Source organism: Nostoc sp., assembly GCF_054880495.1.
The window spans coordinates 1-22,820 of the sequence record NZ_JBTYKD010000028.1; the positions used below are offsets into that span (position 1 = coordinate 1).

At 42.6% G+C, this 22,820-nt stretch carries 22 protein-coding genes and 5 pseudogenes; 14 read left to right on the top strand and 13 right to left on the bottom strand.

What is annotated here, in order from left to right; genetic code table 11:
* Positions 1-61: 61 nt before the first annotated feature.
* Together ACYTXL_RS03175 and ACYTXL_RS03180 are read right to left on the bottom strand one after the other, a co-directional pair.
* On the bottom strand, positions 62-271 hold the full coding sequence (locus ACYTXL_RS03175; RefSeq protein ID WP_461920912.1) for a hypothetical protein: 210 nt from the start codon (positions 269-271) through the stop codon (positions 62-64).
* A 73-nt stretch (positions 272-344) separates the two neighbouring features.
* Positions 345-1,241 (bottom strand): ABC transporter permease, encoded by an 897-nt coding sequence (locus tag ACYTXL_RS03180; protein ID WP_461920913.1) that lies wholly within the window; start codon positions 1,239-1,241, stop codon positions 345-347.
* 224 nt (positions 1,242-1,465) lie between these two features.
* Here ACYTXL_RS03180 and ACYTXL_RS03185 point away from each other — a divergent pair.
* Positions 1,466-1,882: pseudogene (locus tag ACYTXL_RS03185) on the top strand (XisH family protein).
* A pseudogene (locus ACYTXL_RS03190) lies at positions 1,870-2,205 on the top strand (element excision factor XisI family protein). Before ACYTXL_RS03185 ends, ACYTXL_RS03190 begins: the two co-directional pseudogenes overlap by 13 nt.
* A gap of 481 nt (positions 2,206-2,686) precedes the next feature.
* Here the strand turns inward: ACYTXL_RS03190 and trxB are convergent.
* Entirely contained in the window at positions 2,687-4,057 is a 1,371-nt protein-coding gene (gene trxB / locus ACYTXL_RS03195) for a thioredoxin-disulfide reductase (RefSeq protein ID WP_461920914.1), read from the bottom strand.
* A gap of 523 nt (positions 4,058-4,580) precedes the next feature.
* On the opposite strand from trxB, the pseudogene ACYTXL_RS03200 reads away from it, so the two are divergent.
* The 3 genes and pseudogenes from ACYTXL_RS03200 to ACYTXL_RS03210 all read left to right on the top strand — a co-directional run.
* Positions 4,581-4,763, top strand: a pseudogene (locus tag ACYTXL_RS03200) (Uma2 family endonuclease); the annotation flags it as partial.
* A gap of 89 nt (positions 4,764-4,852) precedes the next feature.
* The gene (locus ACYTXL_RS03205; RefSeq protein ID WP_461920915.1) at positions 4,853-5,050 is read left to right on the top strand and encodes a DUF4258 domain-containing protein; all 198 of its coding nucleotides are present in this window, start codon (positions 4,853-4,855) and stop codon (positions 5,048-5,050) included.
* Positions 5,037-5,261, top strand: a complete 225-nt coding sequence (locus tag ACYTXL_RS03210; protein WP_461920916.1) for a hypothetical protein — start codon at positions 5,037-5,039, stop codon at positions 5,259-5,261. The genes ACYTXL_RS03205 and ACYTXL_RS03210 overlap by 14 nt, the downstream gene beginning before the upstream one ends.
* Positions 5,262-5,390: 129 nt before the next feature.
* Here ACYTXL_RS03210 and ACYTXL_RS03215 read toward each other — a convergent pair whose 3' ends face one another.
* Entirely contained in the window at positions 5,391-6,011 is a 621-nt protein-coding gene (locus ACYTXL_RS03215) for a tetratricopeptide repeat protein (protein ID WP_461920917.1), read from the bottom strand.
* A 411-nt stretch (positions 6,012-6,422) separates the two neighbouring features.
* Here ACYTXL_RS03215 and ACYTXL_RS03220 point away from each other — a divergent pair.
* From ACYTXL_RS03220 to ACYTXL_RS03240, 5 genes and pseudogenes are all read left to right on the top strand, one after another.
* Positions 6,423-6,589, top strand: a pseudogene (locus tag ACYTXL_RS03220) (type II toxin-antitoxin system HicB family antitoxin).
* A gap of 93 nt (positions 6,590-6,682) precedes the next feature.
* Positions 6,683-7,234, top strand: a complete 552-nt coding sequence (locus ACYTXL_RS03225) for a hypothetical protein (protein ID WP_461920918.1) — start codon at positions 6,683-6,685, stop codon at positions 7,232-7,234.
* 316 nt (positions 7,235-7,550) lie between these two features.
* Complete coding sequence (locus ACYTXL_RS03230) at positions 7,551-8,339, top strand: SDR family oxidoreductase (RefSeq protein WP_461920919.1); 789 nt, start codon at positions 7,551-7,553, stop codon at positions 8,337-8,339.
* Positions 8,340-8,432: 93 nt separating this feature from the next.
* On the top strand, positions 8,433-9,152 hold the full coding sequence (locus tag ACYTXL_RS03235) for a rhomboid family intramembrane serine protease (protein ID WP_461920920.1): 720 nt from the start codon (positions 8,433-8,435) through the stop codon (positions 9,150-9,152).
* A 127-nt stretch (positions 9,153-9,279) separates the two neighbouring features.
* Complete coding sequence (locus ACYTXL_RS03240) at positions 9,280-9,951, top strand: rhomboid family intramembrane serine protease (protein WP_461920921.1); 672 nt, start codon at positions 9,280-9,282, stop codon at positions 9,949-9,951.
* 244 nt (positions 9,952-10,195) lie between these two features.
* Here ACYTXL_RS03240 and ACYTXL_RS03245 read toward each other — a convergent pair whose 3' ends face one another.
* The 5 genes from ACYTXL_RS03245 to ACYTXL_RS03265 form a co-directional block, all read right to left on the bottom strand.
* On the bottom strand, positions 10,196-10,327 hold the full coding sequence (locus tag ACYTXL_RS03245; protein ID WP_461923481.1) for a hypothetical protein: 132 nt from the start codon (positions 10,325-10,327) through the stop codon (positions 10,196-10,198).
* A 69-nt stretch (positions 10,328-10,396) separates the two neighbouring features.
* A complete protein-coding gene (locus ACYTXL_RS03250) occupies positions 10,397-12,586 on the bottom strand; it encodes a GumC family protein (RefSeq protein ID WP_461920922.1) in 2,190 nt (729 codons plus the stop codon).
* A 205-nt stretch (positions 12,587-12,791) separates the two neighbouring features.
* Complete coding sequence (locus ACYTXL_RS03255) at positions 12,792-14,153, bottom strand: polysaccharide biosynthesis/export family protein (RefSeq protein WP_461920923.1); 1,362 nt, start codon at positions 14,151-14,153, stop codon at positions 12,792-12,794.
* Between the two features lie 238 nt (positions 14,154-14,391).
* The gene (locus ACYTXL_RS03260; protein WP_461920924.1) at positions 14,392-15,114 is read right to left on the bottom strand and encodes a cyanoexosortase B system-associated protein; all 723 of its coding nucleotides are present in this window, start codon (positions 15,112-15,114) and stop codon (positions 14,392-14,394) included.
* A gap of 97 nt (positions 15,115-15,211) precedes the next feature.
* Positions 15,212-15,400 carry a zinc ribbon domain-containing protein gene (locus ACYTXL_RS03265; RefSeq protein WP_461920935.1) on the bottom strand — a complete coding sequence of 63 codons (189 nt, stop codon included), beginning with the start codon at positions 15,398-15,400 and terminating at the stop codon, positions 15,212-15,214.
* Between ACYTXL_RS03265 and ACYTXL_RS03270 the strand changes: the two are divergent.
* A pseudogene (locus ACYTXL_RS03270) lies at positions 15,351-15,491 on the top strand (transposase); the annotation flags it as partial. The gene ACYTXL_RS03265 and the pseudogene ACYTXL_RS03270 overlap by 50 nt on opposite strands.
* 155 nt (positions 15,492-15,646) lie before the next feature.
* Complete coding sequence (locus ACYTXL_RS03275; RefSeq protein ID WP_461923482.1) at positions 15,647-15,799, top strand: hypothetical protein; 153 nt, start codon at positions 15,647-15,649, stop codon at positions 15,797-15,799.
* Here the strand turns inward: ACYTXL_RS03275 and crtB are convergent.
* Together crtB and ACYTXL_RS03285 are read right to left on the bottom strand one after the other, a co-directional pair.
* A complete protein-coding gene (crtB, locus tag ACYTXL_RS03280) occupies positions 15,747-16,640 on the bottom strand; it encodes a cyanoexosortase B (RefSeq protein ID WP_461920925.1) in 894 nt (297 codons plus the stop codon). The genes ACYTXL_RS03275 and crtB overlap by 53 nt on opposite strands.
* Positions 16,641-16,749: 109 nt before the next feature.
* Positions 16,750-17,943 (bottom strand): DegT/DnrJ/EryC1/StrS family aminotransferase, encoded by a 1,194-nt coding sequence (locus tag ACYTXL_RS03285; protein WP_461920926.1) that lies wholly within the window; start codon positions 17,941-17,943, stop codon positions 16,750-16,752.
* A gap of 531 nt (positions 17,944-18,474) precedes the next feature.
* Here ACYTXL_RS03285 and ACYTXL_RS03290 point away from each other — a divergent pair.
* Positions 18,475-20,028: a GAF domain-containing sensor histidine kinase gene (locus ACYTXL_RS03290; protein WP_461920936.1), complete on the top strand. Its 1,554-nt coding sequence runs from the start codon at positions 18,475-18,477 to the stop codon at positions 20,026-20,028.
* Positions 20,029-20,134: 106 nt separating this feature from the next.
* Positions 20,135-21,553 (top strand): IctB family putative bicarbonate transporter, encoded by a 1,419-nt coding sequence (locus ACYTXL_RS03295; protein ID WP_461920927.1) that lies wholly within the window; start codon positions 20,135-20,137, stop codon positions 21,551-21,553.
* A 78-nt stretch (positions 21,554-21,631) separates the two neighbouring features.
* Here the strand turns inward: ACYTXL_RS03295 and ACYTXL_RS03300 are convergent, their stop codons facing one another.
* Positions 21,632-21,913: a WGxxGxxG family protein gene (locus ACYTXL_RS03300; protein WP_461920937.1), complete on the bottom strand. Its 282-nt coding sequence runs from the start codon at positions 21,911-21,913 to the stop codon at positions 21,632-21,634.
* A 267-nt stretch (positions 21,914-22,180) separates the two neighbouring features.
* A complete protein-coding gene (gene smpB / locus ACYTXL_RS03305) occupies positions 22,181-22,648 on the bottom strand; it encodes an SsrA-binding protein SmpB (RefSeq protein WP_461920928.1) in 468 nt (155 codons plus the stop codon).
* Positions 22,649-22,820: the final 172 nt, after the last annotated feature.

Here is a 22,820-nt window from a genome sequence, read left to right on the forward strand (position 1 = left end):
GAAGTATTGGGTATTGGTGAACTGCTATTCCCTATTATTGGGTGCGAGTCGTTTTCCGTTTTCATCCCCCATCTGTTCGCGCAGCGTCTGCCGTTGGGAGAAGACGCGGGGCTTTCAACTCCGATTTCTGTAAATCAGCAACAGTCGTGGTACGAAAACTCGATTGCTCCTGCCAAGCTGTAATTGGCGCACCTCTTAAGATGCCAGCAAGGGCGACGGAAAGGATAAACCCGCCAGTAGCGGCAGCAATTAACGTTAGGTTATCTTTCATACAAATCTCTCTATTGTTTATTTATCATTTGTTCTTTGTCCTTTGTCCAAAACTAATGACCAATGACCAATGCCTAGTTTCGGATTCTATTTTCTTTCCGTAATCGGGGATTGACAAATTCATTTAACCCCTCACCAAGTAGTGATAACCCTACCACCATGCATGTCATCGTTAAACCAGGGAAAAGCGTAGTCCACCAAATGCCAGTAGGTAGAGCTTCTAAGGCTTGTTTTAAATCATGTCCCCATTCTGGCACTTCTTCGGGAAGTCCTAGCCCCAAAAAGCCCAAACCGCCCAAAACTAAAATCGCATCAGCAGCATTGAGCGTAAATAGGACGGGTACGCTTTGAATGACGTTGAAAAATAGATAACGAGAAAGTACAACCCAAGTAGAAGCGCCCATTGCTTGAGCAGCTTCGATGAACACTTCAGTTTTCACGCTCACGGTGTGGTTGCGAACAACGCGGTAATATTGGGGGATGTAAGCAATGCTAATGGCGATCGCTGCATTTAATATCCCACGCCCCACCACAAACGCCAGCGTCACAGACAGCAGTAGCCCCGGTAGAGTGTAGATGCTATCCATAAGAAATAGCAACATTTTATCCAATTTACCGCCGAGATAACCACTCAGCATCCCCAAAGGCACACCGATAATCATACTCAACGCTGTTGCCAAAATCACCACCAGCAAAGCAGCTTGAGCGCCAAACATTGTCCGGGAGAACACATCATAACCCAGGCGACTAGTACCAAACCAATGTTTAGCTGAGGGTGGCTCGTGAATTGGATTAGAGAGAAAATCTTTCGGGTTTTGCAGCCATCCCCAAGCCTGGAATACGGGAGCGAAGAATGCCAGGAAGATGAAAAATAGGGTAATGGCTAACCCGATGAGCATGAGTTTTTGGGAAAGATTGGAAGTTTTGCCAAACTGTAAAAATGTCGGTAGCCGCCGTTTTGTAATGGCCATAAAGCGATCGCCTGGATTAAGCAAGATACGCTGACTATTTTACATATCAGATAGGGTATTGCGTAAACATCGTAAATAAAAGTCCGACTGCTTCGCGGTGGATACAAAGCTAGACTGAGGTAGGGTGAGATTATGCCTTCTTTTTGCTAGAGATAAATTACTAGCCAAGTATTACCACAAAAGTAAATTATTCCAAGTAGAGAAATATTTTAATATACTTTGATATGCCTGCAAGAGATATTTATCATGATGCTGTTAAGAATGCCTTAGTTAAAGAAGGCTGGATAATTACAGATGCTCCCCTACATTTAAAGTGGGGTCAAAAAGATATGTATGTAGATTTAGGAGCCAAACAACTCTTAGCCGCATAACAAGGGAGTAAAAAAATAGCTGTAGAAATTAAAAGTTTTGTTAGTCCCTCAGAAATGGCAGACCTCAAAGATGCTATTGGGGGATTTGTCATGTATCGTGCTGTTATCCATCGCCTGGAACCAAAAATAACATTATATTTGGCAGTGCGCGATAGCGTATTTACAGCTTTGTTTGAGGAACCAATTGGTACACTTTTAAAAGAAACTGAGAATCTGAAGTTAGTCGTATTTAATCCAGAAACGGAGACGATTATTCAATGGATACCTTAGATAATTATCGACGTATCATCAAAGAGGTATTAGTACCCTACACAAAAATTCCTTATTCGCACGCAGCTATTGAATGTAAAACTGTCTTTGATAGCAAAAATGACAATTATTTGCTGATAACTTTAGGCTGAGATGGTGTTAAATGAATTCACGGTTGCTTAGTTCATCTTGATATTATTGATTGAGAAATTTGGGTGCAACGGGATGACACAGAAGATGGTGTTACCTACGAATTAGTAGTAGCAGGAATTCCCAAAGAGAAAATTGTCTTGGGATTTCACCCGGAAAATGTTAGGCAACACATAGGATATGCTATTGCCTAACTTCTAAAACATACTATTAGGACTTACGCAAAACTACACGCGGTAGGGGCAATACCCTGCGGTCAGCTAAAGCTACATGAATTGCCCCTACCTAAAAATCATTCTTTTCAGCTATTGTTTGCGTAAGTCCTGACTATAAATTAAGGCTACCCTTAAGCGAACTGTAGCGGGTATTGGGTATTGGGCAGAATCTTCTCTAGTCCCCAATACCCACTAAGTAAGTAGGTGAGAATAAATCAAAGTAGATTAACTAATGTAAAAAATCTTGATATGTCTTCGTAGTGTTTGCGTAGCGCGATGCCCTGAGCTTGCCGTTCGCGCAGCGTCTCGTAGAGAAGGGCCTCGTAAAGAAGGGTCTCGTAGAGAGGGCTACCCTGCGGGAACGCTTCTCTACGAGAGGCTTCGCCAACGCGAACAGCCCTAAAATTAGGACTAAAGTCCTTACTACAAACCTTGAATTATTCACACCGCTCTACTTATCTCAAAGATTACTTTCAATCAACTGGCGGTATTCGCTCTTTTGCTTCACACCTTTAACTTCCTTCACCAGTTCCTTGTTTTTGAACAATTGAACCGTTGGTGTTCCTGTCACCCCAGCATTTTCGGCAATATCTCGGTCTTTGTCAATGTCAATTTCCACAAAGTGAATTTTGCTGTCAAATTCATCCACCACTTTATTTAAAATTGGCTTCAGGGTATGACAAGGGCCACAACCAGGGGAGACGTATTTAACAAGGAGTAAGCGATCGCTTTCATGGAACAATTTCCGTAAAGCATAACCTCCCTGATGGCGCGTCCCATTCAAATTAAATCCAGCTTCTTCCTCGGCTTCAGTCTTTTTCACTGGGTGAGGTTCTAATTCATTATCTGCTGTTTCTGTCTGTTGATGGAATTCTTGAATCAAGCCACTGGATGATAACCAACGTTCTGCCAACATCGCCGCCATACAGCCAGTACCCGCAGCCGTAATTGCTTGCCGAAACTCATGATCTTGGACGTCGCCAGCAGCAAAAACGCCCTCTACACTGGTTTCTACAGTACCGTGCTTGGTGACAACGTAACCCACCTCATCCAGTTCTAATTGCCCCTTAAATAAAGAGGTATTGGGACTGTGACCAACGGCGTAGAATAAACCCTTAGCGTGCAGTAGGCTCTCTTCACCAGTTTTAATATTGCGGACTTTCACGCCTTCCATGCGACCGTTACCGAAGATATCTACGGCTTCTGTGTTCCAATGCACCTGGATTTTTGGGTTGTTCAAAACCCGGTCTTGCATGGCTTTAGAAGCCCGCATCTTATCGGTGCGTACCAACATATTCACCTTAGAGCCGTATTTGGTGAGGTAAATTGACTCTTCCGCCGCCGAGTCGCCAGCACCAATTACAGCCAATTCTGCGCCGTGAAAAATTGGTGTAGCACCATCGCAAATTGCACAAGCGGAGATTCCCCGACTCCAAAATTCATGTTCGCTGGGTAAACCCAAACGCTTTGCTGTTGCACCAGTCGCAACGACGATGCTGTTGGTTTTAATTTCCCGATCTTGCGATCGCACTGTAAAGGGACGCTGACTCAAGTCAACTGAGATAACATCTTCAGTATATAGTTCAGCACCCCAGCGCTCTGCCTGCGCCTTCATCTGATCCATCAGTTCCGGCCCGGTAATCCCTTGGGGAAACCCAGGAAAGTTCTCGACTTCCGTCGTTGTCATTAGTTGCCCACCAGGTAATCCCCCTGCTTGGAAACCTTCAAATACAACGGGTTTCAGGTTAGCGCGTCCGGCATAAATTGCGGCTGTGTACCCTGCTGGACCAGAACCGATAATTACTAAGTTTTCTACTGTGGGGTTAGTCATGATCATATATAAACTCATAACGACTACGTTTAATATAGCATAATAAACTGTGATTGGCTATGCCAGATGGTAAGCGATCGGAAAATGCTTACGGTACTATAGGACTCGTATTTGATTTCTAAAAAAAAATCAGTACACCCCGAAAAGGCTTCTTCCCATTCGGCTACGCTCACGGCAAGCCTACTCCCTGTCTACGCAAATAATTTCAAAAATGAAAGCAGACTGCTATATGGGATCAACACTTGCCAAACATCCTCTTAACTGCTATATACAAGTCACCACAAAAAATGGTTTATTTCTGAATGCAATACCAAAGCACATCTTTTTGGTTGGAGTGAAAAGTCAACCTTGAAAGTGATCGCCAAGTGCCAAATTCCAGATTGCAATTTTACAGTCCAAATAAACCTTGCGATGCCTGCGGAGCGATCGCGGCATAATTTGCGACCATTTTTTAAGCTGACGTGTACTTAAAACAACTTTTTTCGCTATCCTAGATAAAGTGAATCATTAAGAGATCGCAACGATGGTTGCTTTACCCAATTACATTTTGATGAGTGCAGAAGAATATCTGGTTTGGGAACCCACCCAAGAGCAACGCTACGAGTATTGGGATGGCGAAGTTGTGGCGATGAGCGGTGGTACACGCAACTATAATCGGATTTCTGGAAACTTCTTTAAGCTCTTAGATGATGCCCTAGCCGAGCGTGCGCCCGGCTCGAATGTCACCAAGCCGCCGGAAACACGGGCTGACTCCGAAGCGCTGAATAATGGATCAATACGCTTGCAAATGGAGAGATGATTGAGGACTATCCAAATGATAAATACGGTGCAAGTTGTCTCATTGGTGGTTTGACGCAAGCCCAACGAGTCATTCATATTCAATGCAGTTATCCTTCTCGCCCCCTGCTTAAAATTATTACCCTGTACGAGCCTGAACCTCAGCGATGGAATAACAACTTTACTCAAAGGAGGAACCGCAATGATGAGCAATGAACTAGAAATGCTAGATGAACAACGAGTAACGTACACACTCCAACTCAATGGACAAGTCTACATGATCGAGAACGTGCCTGCTCGTGTCAATCCAGAAACAGGAGAACAGTTTTTTTCTCCATCAGCTGTAGAACAGTTGCAGCAAATCATTCTCTCTGGACAAGAACCAGATCACTTTACTGAGGTTCCTGTGTATCACTATGTAGCATGATCCGAATAGACATAGGGGTGAAAATGACGTAGGCACAATTCATGTAGCTTTAGCTTCCCGCAGGGTATTGCGCCTACCAAGGGTTATGGATAACGCATATTTAATTTCTGGAGATGTCTATTGAGTAAATCAAGACCATCCTCGCAGATTTGTATGTACGCCTGCCAAATACCACATATAATCATCAATTTTGTAATTATCAGCAGCTTTAACTATATATTCCTGAGCTAAATCAAGATTATTCTGGGCTTCGTAATATAATCCCAAGTAAAGATGACTGTAAAAATTTCCCTTTATCCTTTCTGATTGACCGACAGTTAAAACATCATCTGGTGTACAATTTCCTGCATACAAATCATATACGCGTTGCATAACACGTCGAGGGTCATTTTTTACAGTTAGTAAAGATTTTTGTGCCTCTTCAACACCTAACGAACGAGCTATGCAGAGATATCGCCATACTGTTTCTTCGACATCTTGAGCATTCACTGTCAAATCTATTTCAAATTGTTCAGCGCCCTCAGCAAATCTTTCTGCATAATAGTACGATAATCCACGTTGCCAGAGGTAGGGTTTGATACGGACATCCAATTGCTCTGCTATGTCAAAATCTTGAATAGATTCATCAATCTTGGCTACTTGAAAGTTAACCATGCCTCGACGAATGTAAGCATTAGGATTTTTCGGTTGATTGCGAATGGTTTCGTTCCAGCGCTGGAGTTGATTTTCCAGGGAATTTGAAAAAAACATGAGTTTGTTGAATTGGAATAAGATGTGGTGAATGGTTTAGGGGTTGCGATCATCTACATTACGATAAAAGGCGATCGCCAGAAAACATCTGCGAGATAAAATGCTAGAACATTAGTGCTTGGTTAGGCTAGCAATTCGGTGGATGTGGAAATAGCGATGTCTACGATGGGCTACACCTACGCTAATTTGTACTCACAAGTGCACTTTGAAACCGAAGCCACCGACAATTGAATAGATGATCGATGAGGATGGGTAGACGCGCCGGCAATATACAGTTTGACGTTGAAATCCACAGTGGAAGGCACATTTAGAAGGCTTACTTGTTAAGATCAAGAACAGTTATACACATTTGTTGTTATCAACTGGAATATGAGACAGGTAATCGTGTATTGAGATGAAGATGGCTACTGGATTGTAGAGTGCCCTAGCCTAAAAGGTTGTCTTAGCCAGGGTAAGACTAAACAGGAAGCCCTTTCCAATATCAAAGAGGCGATCGCACATGTTATGTCGCCGCGTTGGAGGAGGATGGCTTGCCTGTTCCAGAAGATAACTTTGAAACTTTTCTGGTACTCGTGTGAGCAAAGTACCGAGCATTTCAGGAAGAGATTGATTGTTTTTTGTTTATTTGTTATGAAAAATCTAGAGATTACTTAGTTTGTAGTGTTTGCGAAATGAATTCTGAAAAGCCCACAGATAACAGTGACGTGATGAGAGAACACGACCTAGTTTCTTCTTCTAGTCCAGCACTAGAGGGATTAGAGGGCATTAGATATCGTTTGCGCGGGGGTTCTACAAAACAAAAAGTGGATGCTCTTTTAGAAGCATTTCAATATGGGCACAAAGGAATAGATTTAGTAATCCAGGCATTGGGCGATGGCATCAGAGAAGTGCGGGAATCAGCTTTGCTCTTATTGTCATACAGCAGCGAAGCTACTGCTGAACAAGCTATATGGAATTATCTGCCCTTTGCAAAAATGCAATGCCTGCATAGCTTGACGGAATTTAATCTCGATTGCTACAACCCTGAACAACATCATCCATATTATTTTGCGATCACAGACTACAATAACACCCTTATTTGCTATTGGGATCTATCTTCTAAGCAATCTTTCGTTAATATTTGGCATTTGGAAACAGGTCAAAGCAAGAAAGATTTTTATCTGGCTATGGCTCACGAATTTGGTTTAGGCAAAAGTGGCAAGGTGTGTATCATGAGCTTTTAGCACTTTCTCTGGACATATGTTGCCATGAGTAGCGATCGCAACTTCATTGCTAGTTATAGTATTGATAGAACAATTAAAATTTGGGGAGTGCCAGAGTCGCTTATATACCAGTAGCAATCTGTAAATAATGTCGGAATTGAGAATAAATTATTTGCAAAGAATGGGTAATTCTATCGTTGAATTGGACTCAGATGCAGTGAATGGTTTAGGGGTTACGATCACCTAGATTACGACAAAAAGCGATCACATTGGGCATCTCCAAGATAAAATATTAGGTTATTGATAGCTTGAAAATAAAAAATCCGCAGAATTACAAATGAGCGATGCCTACGGCGGGCGTAGCTGCCGCTGGACACTGACAGCAAAGAAAGCACTAATTACAGGTGCCACCAAAGGTATTGGACTAGCTGTTGCCAATGAGTTCTTATCTCTGGGTGCAGAAGTCACAATTGTGGCACGGAATTCTCAGGATGTTGACCAACAACTAATTATCTGGCAACAAGCAAGATTACCTGCTTATGGGATTACGGCAGATGTTGCAACCCCTGATGGTCGTCAAGTCATCTTTGACAAGGTTAGGAAAACCTGGGATAAATTAGACATCCTGGTTAATAATGTCGGAACCAATATTAGTAAAAAATTGGTAGAGTATACGTTATCTGAGTATGAGTTCATTATCCAGACAAACCAAACATCAATTTTTGAAATGTGCCGTCTGTTTTATCCTCTGCTTCAAAATGGGGAAAACAGCAGCATTGTGAATATAAGTTCTGTGGCTGGTTTAGTCTCGAATCGTACAGGCGCTCCTTATGGGATGACTAAAGCGGCTATAAATCAACTGACGCGATCGCTATCAGTTGAATGGGCTTGCGATCATATTAGAGTAAATACTGTAGCACCTTGGGCTATTCGCACACCTCTAACCGAGTCTGTACTCGATAACCAAGATTTTCTCAAATTAGTTCTATCCCAAACACCTATGGGAAGAGTTGGTCAACCAGAAGAAGTAGCGGGTTTAGTGGCATTTCTTTGTATGCCTGCGGCATCTTTCATCACTGGACAATGTATCACCGTTGATGGTGGATTTTTGGCTTTCGGTTTTTAAGTCTCAAAGCGAGATTTATCCACGAGGTAGAAGAAACTACTTGCATAATTTAGTATTGTAAAATTGGTGTCTTAAAATCAGGAAAAAACGCTCGTGGTTCCCATTAGAGATAATAATCCGACAACAATCACGCCTTATGTAACTTATGGACTGATTGCTGTCAACGTCCTCGCTTTTCTTTATGAAGCAAATCTTCCCCCACAAGCATTAAATGGATTTTTACACCTTGCGGCTGTAGTTCCACGAGAACTCACCTTAAGCTTTGCTGGTATTTCTCTACATCAACCAGTGCCAGAGTGGGCAACTTTGATTACTTCACAATTTTTGCACGGTGGTTTCTTGCATTTAGCCGGTAATATGTTATTTCTCTGGATTTTTGGTAACAATGTCGAAGATAAATTAGGTCATGCCAAATATTTGGTGTTTTATTTATCTTGTGGTGTTTTAGCATCTTTAACCCAGTGGTTCTTCGCTCAAGATTCTAGCATTCCTTCTTTGGGTGCGAGTGGTGCGATTGCAGGCGTCATGGGTGCATACATTCTCCGCTTTCCCAACGCCGAAGTTCTTGGTGTTGTACCTTTAGGGTTTTTCTTCCCGACTTTCCGCGTTCCAGCATATTTCTTTTTGGGATTCTGGTTTCTCGAACAAGCTTTCTACGGATTTGCTAGTCTTGAAACCCCTACTAACATCGGTATGGAAAGCGGCGGTATTGCCTACTGGGCCCATGCAGGCGGGTTTATCTTTGGGGCAATTCTCGGCCCACTGTTGGGTTTATTTAGCGATAAATCCCAGGAAGAATCTTGGTATAAGTAATTCTTCATAGTATCGTAGCGCCCCTGAATTATACTGGTTAATTTAACAGGTGAAATTGCCTAAACTTCGCAAATACCAGCCGTACAGAGTATATTGCAGTTAGTGAATAAATTTAGGAAAAACACCTGTGTTTCCCCTTTACGATGAAAATCCGACGCGAATCACCCCGTATTTTACCTACGGGTTAATTGGCATGAATATTTTAGTTTTTATTCACGAGGTAAACCTGTCACAGCCACAATTGAGTCAGTTTTTAAATCAGTATGCAGTAATACCTCAAGAGTTAACCACCAATTGGAGTGGAGAATGGATAACGTTATTTACGTCGCAATTCTTACACGGCGGTTGGTGGCACTTAATCTCGAATATGTTGTTTCTCTGGGTTTTTGGCAACAATATTGAAGATCGATTAGGTCATTTCAAATATCTGATTTTTTATTTAGCGTGTGGTGCTTTAGCTGCCTTGTCTCAATGGTTTATTGGGATGAATTCTGAGATTCCTTCTTTGGGCGCAAGTGGTGCAATTTCTGGGGTTTTAGGTGCGTATATTATCCGCTTTCCCCACGCGAGAGTTAGGACTTTAGTTTTTTTGGGGTTTTTCATCACCACAATCAGAATTCCAGCACTAATCATAATTGGACTTTTCTTTGTGCAAAATGTGATCTCTGGTCTTGCTACCTTGCAAACAGCCGCTAAGATGAGCGTGGAAACTGGTGGAGTTGCCTATTGGGCGCACATCGGTGGTTTTGTTTTTGGGGTAATTCTCGCTCCCCTATTAGGGTTGTTTAGGCGCGACTAAGTACAACATTTAATTAATTTGTAGGGAATTCTCTGTGTAAGGAACTTCCAAATAAAAAAATATCCAAAAATTTATTGTGGTGCGGGCATCTTGCCCGCTAATCACCAAGGACGGGCAAGATGCCCATCCCACAAGATGGAATAATTTATTTTTTGGAGTTCCCTAACTCTGCGCGACGGCAGTTGCTACAACTCTTGGAACCCCGGCAACGCGCTGCCTCCCCTATGGGTTAAAACTTCTACCCTCAATTTGCCAAGGTTTTACCCAAAGCTGTACAAGCAATTTCAACTTGGCAATTGACTATAGGACTCGTATTTGATTTTTGAAAAAAATCAGTACACCCCGAAAAGGCTTCTTCCCATTCGGCTACGTTCACGGCAAGCCTACTCCCTGTCTACGCAAATAATTTCAAACAATCAAAGTAGACTGCTATATTTGTAAACTATTAGTTTTTGCTGGCACTCGCTGAAATTTCTTCTGATTCTTCTACAATTTTCGATTTTACGTCAGATGTAAATGTTGATGATTGTGCAACTTCTTCAGGTAGAGAAACAATAATATCAGCGCCATTAATAATTACTCCCAATAACCCCAGTTCCGATTCAACCAATTGATCAATAGCCTCACCTAGCATATTCTCTTCTGTATAGTGTGGTCGCGCCACTAATACAATCCCATCGCTATAAGGTTGGATTAACAAAGGGTCATTGGATATGCTGAGGGCACTAGTGTCTAAAATAACTAAATCAAAACGTTCGCGGACATCTTCGATCAGCCGCCGCATTTCGCTAGATTCAAGAATAGCAGCTGATTGCCGCACAGGACCAGGGCTGGGAAGAATGTATAAATTTTCCACATCAGGAACTAAACGAATACATTCACTTAAGTTAGCGTAATAACGCAGGGGTTCAAGAGTGGCGTTGGGGTCAGGAATTACTTTCAGGGATGTACAACAAGAAGCCGATCGCAAATCTGTTTCGATAATCAAGGTTCTTTTACCAGCACGGGCTGAAGCTATACCCAAGTTATATGCACTTGCCGTTTTACCCTCTAGGCTACTGGTGCTAGTAATCAACACCACCTTTAAGTTTTTACCACCAATCCGGCGCAGATTACTACGGAATTTCTCATAAAATTCTAAATAAGGAGAATCGGCAGAAAGTAGCACAGGCATGGCTTCAAGCTGCAAATCATCAACTGGCATTAAAGGCAATTCTGCCAACAGTGCCACTTCCCGTTGTTTGAGGCTCTGGCGGATATCTTCCCTGGTTTTGAAAGTCGCTTCCATCGCTCCCAAAAAAAATATCGCCCCGCCACCAATCAACACACCTAAGAAACCACCCACAGCAAGGATAATAGGCACACTCTTGGGAGCTTTGATGTCAGCAACGAATGTGGGGAGTCTGGCAATGCTGAGGCTGCTAGTGGTTTCTGCCTCTGCGGTTTTAGCATCGGTTAACTTCACCTGCATTTGGTCATAGATGGCCTTTTTAAGTGTAACTTCCTGTTCTAAACGCGATCGCTCTAATTGCTTATTGGGTATCAGAGAATACTCTCGCCGCAGTCGTGCTTCTTGTTGAATTTCTTGGCCTAGTTGTTGTTGCAGCGTCTCCCCTTGGGTTTGCAAAGATACCATTTGGTTTGCCAACTGCTGACGTGCTGGATCTAAGCTACTTTGGCTGCGAATATTTGCAATGTTACCCGAAAGTGGAGCCGCCGTACCTTCACCACCTAACACCTCTGCGGCACGTCGTTGCAGCAATTCCTCAGCAGCTTGTTTCTGACGCAGCAACTGAACCATCGTTGGGTGTTCCGGTCGTAAATCTTTTCTGAGTACGGCGATTTGCGACTCACTTTGATAAATTTGCGATCGCAAGTTGGCAATAATTGGATCGGCACTCAAAGCAGAAGAAACATAAGCCTGTCCGACTGTTAAGCCTAACTTATTTTGTAAACTGCGAACTTGACCATCAACCCCAGAAATAGTTAATTGAATTTGCCGTTGCAGATTTTGGCTGACAGTAATAGCACTTAACAAACTGCCATTCTCTGCTGCTAATATTGCCGTTCGCTCGATGCGATCGTACTGTTCCAACTTCTTTTCAGCAATTTGCAAATCCCGTTTAGCTTGTGGTGTGCGATCGTTAATCTTTCGAATAATTGCCTGTAATCGCCCAGTATTGATATCACTGCTCAACTTGATCATTGATTGCATCAATTCCCCCAAGACCTGTATAGCTCGTTTGGCGTCAGTATCTACATATTTCAATTCCAAGATACTAGATTCAAATTCTCCTGTTCTGGGGTTTTTTTTAGGTAAAGTCAGGGCAATACTGTCAGCGAGCTTTTTCGGTTTGACACCGGCTTTTTCTGCCACTCCTACAATTATCTGGTTTGATAGTAAAACATCTTCATTCAGTTCCTTTCCTTGCTGTTGGATTTGACTACCAGTTGTAGAGAAAGAAACTGGTGGGCCACTATAGGTAAGTGCAGCAGATCCTATATAACTAATGGGTGGCTCTGGTTGCATAGCCACCACAGTTGACCCTGCTACAACTACAGCAAAACTAGCTAGTCCAATCCACTTATATTTCTCAAAAGCAATCAGATAGCGCTTAACAATTGGTGGGGTCATGGTCGCTTCACTCCAATTCAAAATTCAAAATTAGGAAGCACCAAACTCAAGATAGTGGCTTTGATACAAGGACACTATCAACTTCCTACTGTATATATCGGTTGATATCTTTAAGATTTTTCTATTAATGAATTCAAAGATAAGTTGGAGATGTAGCTTGCTCCACTCCCAACTATTTCCAGATTGTATCCTGATTTTAGAATTACTAATTTGATCCATTGCCACCGACGTTTCTAAAAAATTGGAGAAAGGATTGGACATTAAAGAAAGGTTGGGTAATGGTAGTCAGTAAATTAGTAATCTTACCGATGAGGTTCCGACCAACAACAATAACATCATTATCTTGAAGTGGCACATTTTGAGAGGCATCACCGCCTAGAGCTTTTTTAGCATCAAGTTTCTGCGTAACAGCTTTACCTTGTTCAGAATCAAAACGAACCAGAGCGATATCCCGGAGGTTAGCAGCATCGAGATTTACTCCTCCCAAAGCATCTACAAATGTACTGCCGTTAGGCAACGCTTGAGTGGAAAGACCTCCCCCAGCGTAGTTTAAAACCCGGACTCTAATCTGTGGTGTGGCCAAGGATGAACGTGCTACCAAATTCCGGTCATAACCATCATCATTACCAACTTCACGACGGGGCACGAGTACCGCATCTCCATCTTGTAAGCGTAAATTAGGGATTGAACCACCATTTTGCAGTGCTGCATACAAGTCAATAGTTTGTGAAATCACGGAACCATCGATTAACTTCCGGCGTACTTGCACTTGTCGTAGGTCTGCATTTAACGTTGAACCACCAGATATTAGCAAGGCATCAGCAACGCGGGGTGTTGATGAATTAATCGGATAAATTCCTGGTTTAAATATTTCCCCACTAATAGTAACTTGAACTGGTCGCGTCCCTGCCAAGGATACTACCACGATTGGATCTGGTACAACGCGACTCAAACCCAAGCGAATTTTTTCTTGAGCTTCTTCCAAAGTTAAACCTTGTAATGACATGGTTCCTACTTGCGGCACTACAATGTTACCTTCTGGACTAATTACAGCTTGAAAACTGAGGTCTTGACGCTGCGTTGCTAAACCTAAAACTATTACCGGATCAACTACATAACGATTTAAACCCAAGCGAATTTTTTCTTGAGCTTCTTGTAAAGTTAAACCTTGTAAGGAAACTGTTCCCAGTAACGGCACCACAATATTACCTTCTGGGTTGATTAAAGCTTGAAAGCTCAAATCTGGAAAGCGCTGAACTGAAACGCTAATTCCATCTCCTATTCCTAAGCGGTATGGGCCAGGAGGACGCTGAAGCACAACGCTAATTACATCTCCTGGCCCCAAGAGGTAGCGGCTGAGTTGGGGGGAAATTTCGTCATTTGCACCTGGAGGCACAACCTCAGTACCTGGCACAGGTGAGGGGGGTTGCCCTGGTGATTGTCCTTGAGATGGAAAAGGCAGGGCAACGACAAGTTGGATAGGTGTTGTTAAGAAAACTCCTATTTGAAGACTGACAAAACACAGGGCGCTGAATCCACGCATATAAGAACTGGGATCTATGAACATCGGTGCAGGAAATACTGATATAGGAATTAGTCGCGCCGAGTGGCTATTTTACCTATGAATGTCCTAAATGTATCTTCTATCTCCAAGTATTTACCAAGAAGAACAGGAGAGTTTACCAAAATTTTATTTCTAACTTCATAATTAATATTGTTAACATCTTTTAGCTCAGTTTGAGCCTGAACGCAATTTATTGAGCTACTGTTGATGAATCTCTGGACAAACGTATATCTAACAGACTCTACAAAGGGCCTGCCATCAATACAGCTTGCACTGTTTTACCGATAGACTGAGCTAAAGGCCAAGATGTTTCTACTTGCCCCAAAGGTTCCATTGGAATCAGAATACTGACGGCCACCCAAGGAGTGCGTTGCTTATGCCACTGTGCCAATTGATCCGCCAAAAACCAGTGTAACGGTGATGGATTTCCGCCGTCTGGCATAGCGTACCATTGCAAGACAGCGAAGGTTTGCTGTGGTGTGGAGGCACGAAAAAAGCTAGCTTCTACTTTAGTTTCAACATTAGAAGTCAACTTTGCAGGTGGTTTCACAGTAAATTCAGCAGAGCGAGATTGAGCTACATCCCACTTTCCCCAGCGTGACCTTCCCCAGCCGTTAACCTCTGCCCACTCTACCTCTGGTTGATCCATAGGCCCATTTTGGGGCAGCAAAAGCAGGATTGCCTGGGATTGGGAACCTTCTTTTTTAGTTACCTGCAAAGACCATTTATGTTCGCCAATTTGCTGTTCTGCTTGTTCAATGGTTTGCCAACCAGGAAGAGTTAACCCAGTCTTGCGGATTTGTTTTAATTCCTTGAGGGTAGTAACTGGTGGCGGCTGTTTCCATTGCCAGTGTCCTGTCAGATATCCGGGAACCCCTCCTATTGCTAGCAGCAGTAGCAATAACAAAAGTGCTACTACCTGACTCAATTGGTTTTCCTTGAAAAACTTGGAAAAGGAAATCATTAGTAAAAATTGTAATACTTCGGCTAAATTTTACTTTATAAAATCACACTGAGTTCATTGAGCCACTCCCCCGTTTTGAAAACGGGGGATTCAGGCATCAGACAGAGATTGCAGTCTGGGACTGTCTAACATCTCCTACGCCTAGAATCGAACTCCCGACTCTTTTAATATTCAAACTGGCATTTTCATCTCGGTCATTTTCAGATTGACATGATGGACAACGCCAACGTCTAAGCTCATCTAGATACCTAAGACAGGAATTTCCAGAACTAATGAAGCTCCCCAGTCTGTGGACACATTCATATATGTTTGACACGACTGGGAAAATTAGTACTCAGAAAGTCTTGGAATATATCAATGATCCACATCATGGCTGAAATTTATTCAGCCGTTCGCTTATATCCCCCCTTTTCCAAAGGGGGGCTTTACGCATCACACTCGTAATATTTATGACTTAGGCGGCAGTGACGAAAAATTAAGGGAGTCGGGAGTCGGGAGTTAGAAGTTGTTTATTGGGAAGAATTCAGTCCCAATGCCCAATACTTCTCTACGAGAGGCTACGCCAACGACTTCTCTGCGAGACGCTACGCGAACGCTCAGTACAAGTGCCCAATGCCCAATCCCCAGTGGTTCTAAGTTTCTGCTTCTTGCTGTGTTTCTAGAGATGCTAAAAAATAACTATTAATCCAATTCAACAAGGGCACTAATGACACCAGTATACAAGCAGAGTAAAGATCACCGCCCCAACCCTCATGCAGCCATTTAAAAGCCGCTTCTTGACCTGTGCCGTGAAAGAAAGTGAGTAAAGTATTACGAATGATATTGGCACTAATACTAACGATTGCAGCAATAGATAAAAACGATATGGTTGTGCGGCGTGAAGACAAAGCATCTGTCCAATAAAGCAACATCAAGCCTACGTAGAGAGTCGTAAACAACATTTTCAGCCCTGCACAATAGGGGGCAACTTCCACAATCCGTCCTCCCACGTAGAGATTTACCTCAGACACGGTTACTTCCATACCAAATTGATTCAGTATGAAGCCTGCTGTGCCAGCGATGAAGCTTTGGAGAGGCATAGTATAGGGAGCAATGAGATAGGGTACTGCTGTTGGGGTTGCCAGAAATACTAATAGCAGGGGGAATCCTTGCGATCGCAAACCTGAGATTCCTTTAAACCACAAGCATAATCCCGCCAGTATAAGGGGCAAGGAAAGGTTAACCCACTCTGTAACACCGCTAAGATAAAACACTGCCCCTAATAACAAGAAAACAGCGCCCAAAGGATGGCTAGTATCTGGCAAACGTTTCCACTTTTTCCGGTTGATCCAGCCCAGATAAGCAGCAAATGGTAAACCGATAATTCCGTGGCTGAAATATTCATGTTCTGTACTGATATTTTTGTGCAGCCAACCATCCAACCAATGCAGCAATATCGGAGCATAAAGTAGCAGCAAAACACCTAAAATCGCTAGATTTAATAAGCCTGATGCGTCTCTGTTTTTAATCTGTTGCTGGAGTGCCATGATTTTAAGTAATTTAAAAACTTTGGGTATTAGTCATTTGTCATTTGTCATTAGCAAAGAATAAAGAACAAATGACTGTCTCTAACGAAAAAATAGGCATGAATTAGCTTCAGGCAACCACGCTGCTAAGGTCAGCAGGAGATAGGTTATCTGCCTTATAACTCGTTGAAACTGCATGAGCGATCGCAGCGACAACTTCTTTGATTTGGCTACTACTCAAACCAGGATACATCGGTAATGATAATATCTGCTTTGACAGTTTTTCGGCTTCGGGAAAATCCCCAGGCTGATAGCCTAAGTTGGTGAATGCTGGCTGGAGATGACAAGGAATTGGGTAGTGAATGCCAGTTTGAATTCCTACTGCTGTAAGTTTTTCCTCCAGTTGCTGGCGTTTGATTGGGCAAGAATCATCAACTTTAATCACATAAAGATGATAAACGTGTCCTGTACCACTTTGGTTTTCCATAGGGATAATGCCAGCAGTTGCCAAGGGTGCTAGTTGAGCATCATACTGCTGGGCAATAATCAAGCGATCATGATTCCACTGTGGTAAATATGGTAGTTTCTGGTGCAAAATCGCTGCTTGCAAAGTATCCAAGCGGCTATTCGTACCTGCTTCAGTATGAAAATACTTTTGCGATGCCCCATAATTTCGCAAGCGCCGCATCTTCTGGGCTACATTTGAATCTCGTGTCAGCACCATTCCTCCATCCCCAAATGCTCCCAAATTTTTGCTAGGATAGAAACTAAAAGCTGCTGCTATTCCTACTGAACCAGCGTGATATCCGTCTCTTTGGGTGAGGTGTGCTTGTGCCGCATCTTCAAAAATTAGTAGTTTGTAGATATCGGCAAAGTTGAATAGTTCACTTGGTGATACCATCTGACCATAGAGATGCACAGGGATAATTGCTTTAGTATGAGGCGTAATTGCCTTTGCTGCGGACTCTAAGTCAATTAAAGCTGTTTGGCGATCGCAATCTACCAGAATTGGCTTGGCACCAGCACGTAGCACCCCAATTAAGGTTGCAATGAAAGTGTTTGCTGGTAAAATCACTTCATCGCCAGTACCAATATTACACGCTTGCAATCCCAGAGCGATCGCATCTGTTCCTGATGCCACACCAACTCCATATTCTGCCGCAGATTCTGCCGCAAATGCTGCTTCAAAATCTGAGAGTGCTTGCCCTAAAATAAAATCTCCCCGTTCCAATACAGATTGGATTGCATCTTGTAATTGCGTTTGAATTGGTTCGTGTTGTAACTTCAAGTCTACAAAAGGAACTCTAATAGTCATTTTATTCATTACCAATTGTCCTCAAAAAATATTTCATCCTCTGCAAAAAATAGAAAACCCCGCTCAATTTTCAGCGTGAAATTGTAATAGGTTCAATCTATCGGATCAAGAGTTATATCAACTATCTATGATTGTCAGCGATCGCTGCTAGCTCTTATCTGTAAAAATAGCTATAAAGATTACATAGATATAACTCTTGTAAGTAAACTTACGTTAAAGATTGCCAGAAGAATTTTCCCTTCTGTTGCTATTGTATCCTTAGCATTAGCTTACCCTGACTGAATCAAAATCTAACGCAGTCTGATTGCAAAATCTCAAGCAATCGAGACTACACCCGTGCTAAATAGATAACATTCAGCACCAGTAAATACTAAGTAGTAAAGACCGCTTTGCCGGCTTAATCGAAGGGGTAAAAAGTTTTTGTCCCAAACTTGTTTGTCAGAGGCAAAATTAGGGAATGCTTAAAGATAGGAATTGATAACCTAGAAATAGGACTTGGATCAATTACAGTATCGAGAAATTATTAAGGTAGCAGTGGCAATGGTAGAGCCTGAAAACAAATTATTTGCCCTAAAGGATGGTTGGGATTCTCCTGAATCAAGAGAACAACAACGCCTCAAAGCTTTGTCAGATTTAGGTTTGCGGCAAGCAGAAACGATTCCGGTTTTTGAAGAAGCCACACAGACTGCTGCCCACTTTTTGGAAGTACCAATTTCCATTCTGGGATTTGTGGATCAAGAACGCCACTGGTTCAAGTCGGCAGTGGGCTTATCTAGGCTGGGACTAATGAATCATTTGGCACAAAGCCGCCAACTCCCACGCCAGGAATCCTTTTGCACTCAGGTAGTAGAAATTTGTCAAATATTTATAGTTAATGATACACATAAGCTTACAGATCCAGTCCTTGCTAGCAGCAAGTTGGTACAGGATTATGGTATCCGTGCTTACTTAGGAGCGCCACTGATTGATGCTGAGGGAAATTGTTTGGGTGCATTGGCGGTGATGGATTTAGTGCCGCGCAATTTTACACCTCGAGACATTGAGTTTTTACAAATCATCGCTCGTTGGAGCATGAGTGAATTTGAACGTAACCGACTCCTGCAAGGGAAACCCAAATCAAGGACTCCGGCGATCGCTCCGATATTTTCACTCAATGACGAACGTAACGCTGAGATTAAAATCACCCCACCCACTAAAGATAGCGACTCTGTTTCTACCAAGCAATTGAAACTGGAACTTTTAGCCCAGCTAACTCACGAATTACGCACGCCCTTAACATCTGTACTCGGTATGGCTAGTGTTTTAGGGCGTGAGATTTATGGGCCTTTGACGACAAAGCAGAGAGAATATCTGGAAATTATCCAACACAGTGGTCGGTACTTACTTTCCCTAGTAAATGAAATTACCGAACTAGGAGCTATGGATGAAAACGCTACTGTGCTGAATGTAGCTCCTGTGGATATCGAAATGCTATGCCAACAAGCTATCAATACCCTTGAAGAAGTGGCTAATCGCCGTGAGCAAGATATTCGCCTCTCTATAGAACCGGGACGCAATCGCATTTTGCCTTTAGATAAAGACAAGGTGCGGCAAATCCTTTATCACCTGGTTTTCAGTGTGATTCAACTTGCGGCTACAGGTAGCGTTGTTCGTATCCACGTCTCTTACAAGGAAGATACACTCAACATTACTATTTGGGTTTCCCATCCTTGGCTAGGGGACGGCATAACTGAGGTTGATCCCTACTTCCGTCTTAATTCTTTATCGCTGCTGGATCTGACAGGTGAGGTAGCAACTTACAATACTCTTGCAGAAAGTCAAGAGCAACCAGATACTTCATCAGTAACAGTGAACAATTCAAAAAAATTGAGTGATTCCCATTCAAAATTCTTTGCTACTAGTTCAGGTATAAATTTAGCTAAATCACATGGAAGTCTTTCTCGTGAAAGCTTGGGTCTATTGCTAAGTTGTCAGCTGGCAGAGTTGCACGGTGGACAAATTTTGATTCAAGGTTCACCAGAATCAGGATATCGTTACGTGCTTTCTTTGCCATTGGAACTGCCGACTCCCTCAAAAGGAAGTAGCGATGTCTGAATGGCATCACTAATTTACAATCTCCGTTATTACCTTTTTCTTGCCATAGGCATTATGATCAATTCCAAGTTCTGCGTCGGCAGGCTAATTGATCGCAATGTTTTTTATGAATTTAGTCTGGCAACGATTTACTTTATCATCTTTACCGCTCAAAGAATATCTTGCTACCAGTTACGTACATCGTTCTCTGGTGGGACTATTAAGTTCTTGGCGACAAACCAGCGTCTTACCCCAATGGGGAGATGCGATCGCAGCTGCTTTACTTAGCTTAATATATGCCCTTGCACCTTTTGCTTCGAGTTCATTGGTGGGCTTGTTGCTGGTGGCTTGTGTGGGATTTTGGCTGTTATTGACTTTATCTGATGAAGTTACACCAGCAAATATCTCCTCATTCACGCCCATTCACCTGCTGGTATTCCTCTACTGGGGAGTTGCCGCAATCGCAACAGCATTATCACCTGTGAAAAAGGCGGCGCTTAACGACTTGGGAACGTTGACTTTGTATTTGCTACTATTTGCCCTTTGTGCCAGGGTATTAAGGTCGCCTCGCTTCCGATCTTGGATTATCATCCTTTACCTGCACGTATCGTTAATTGTCAGTATATATGGGTTGCGCCAATGGTTTTTTGGAGCCACAGCACTGGCAACTTGGGTTGACCCAGAATCTCCTCTGTCTAAGACTACAAGAGTCTACAGTTATTTAGGCAATCCCAACTTATTGGCTGGATACCTCTTACCAGCAGTAATTTTTAGCCTAGTGGCAATTTTTGTATGGCAAAGCTGGCCTAAAAAACTCTTAGCATTAATAATGTTAATCGTCAATACCTCCTGCCTGATTTTGACTTTTAGTCGTGGCGGTTGGATTGGACTAGTGGTGGCATTTTTGGCTGTGATGGCATTGCTAGTTTATTGGAAAAGCGTGGAAATGCCTCGTTTCTGGCGTACTTGGTCGCTACCGATTGTCTTGGGAGGTTTGATCGGGGTATTGGTGTTAGCAGTGATATTTGTAGAGCCAGTCCGCCTGCGGGTGTTCAGTATTTTTGCTGACCGTAAAGATAGCAGTAATAATTTTCGCCGAAATGTGTGGGATGCTGTCTTTGAGATGATTCGCGATCGCCCGATTTTTGGGATCGGTCCTGGTCACGGCTCTTTTAATAAAGTTTATCCGCTCTACCAACACCCTCGTTACACTGCTTTGAGTGCTTATTCAATATTGTTTGAGGTGACTGTAGAAACCGGCTTTGTTGGTTTAGCCTGCTTTCTCTGGCTAATAATCGTCACATTTAATACGGCATTTTTGCAAGTGCAACGAATGCGACAATTGAAAAGTGTAGAGGGATTTTGGTTAATTGGAGCGATCGCTATTTTGTTGGGTATGCTAGCTCACGGCACGGTAGATACTGTCTGGTATCGTCCTGAAGTAAATACTCTTTGGTGGCTCATAGTTGCCTTAATTGCTAGTTACTGGACACCTTTAGCTCAAAACCAGACAAATTCATCTAACTCAGAACCAACAGTAAACTAAAATCAGTAAGTTGCCAGTTGTTTTTTTATTGAACAACTGACAACTGATCGAATTTCGAAGGAGTGAATTTTGAATTGTCTAGTCCTTGTAGGTGGTGCCACCTGGGGCATTAGGGTCGCGATAAGCAGTGGGTTCGGCATCACGCTTTTTCCCAGTCAAACCAGCTAGACCTAATAGACCAATTAATCCTAGCCAACCCCAATCAAAATCGTTATGCTCCTCATAAGTGGTCGTTGTTGGAGCAGTAGTGACTCCGGGGTTAGGAGTGGTCTGAGCTTGTGCGGATAGAGTTAAGGGCAAAATTCCCATACTCAAGCTGAGAACGCCAGCGCCAAGAGCTGTAATGAAATTACTTTTCATAAGTTGTGACAATTCTTCATGCCATCCGAAGTTACTCACCATTATATAGAGTTCCATCCTTATGAAAATCAATCTACGGCTATAAATTAGGCATTTTCATAACTCATGCTATAGATAGACAAGATGCTTTTCACCGCAAGCCCTTTCTGACTTTGGTGTGATCAGCTAATTGGCATTTAAGTTGCATAATAACAGGGCTGTAGCCCTTACTACAAGCGAATCATTCTGGAAAAATGAATGACGATTAGCTTATAGCCACACTGACCCTCAATAGTTTTTCATTGCCCGTTGAATATCACGCTGGTCTTGGCGTCGTTTCAGGTCTTCTCGCTTATCGTGGAGCTTTTTACCTTTGCCAAGGGCTATACTCACTTTTACCCAACCTCGTTTGAGATACATTTTTAAAGGAATTAAAGTTAAACCCTGCTGTTCTACTGTGCCAATTAGCTTGCGGAGTTCTTTGCGATGCAACAGCAGCTTGCGTGTACGCCGTGGTTCATGATTAAAATATTGTCCACTAGCGGTATAAGGCGAGATATGCACATTGATCAACCATGCTTCACCATTCCGAAGCAATGCATAGCCATCTTGAAGATTAACTTTACCGGCACGAATCGACTTCACCTCGGTTCCGGTCAATTCAATTCCAACTTCGTAAGTTTCCAGAATTTCATACAAATAACGGGCTTGACGGTTGTCACTAATAACTTTGTAACCTTCGTTCTTGTCGCTCATTGATAATTTTGTGTGCTTTAAATGTACCTAAAAAATTATTGGGATTGCTTTGTGATTTATAGGGTGTATCTTAAAACCGCTATAAATGCTCAAGTGTATATCACTAATTTAACTTTTCTAAGTTGGCAATTAAAAGTTTTCTGAGAACTTGAAGTTACCTGAGACCAATAAT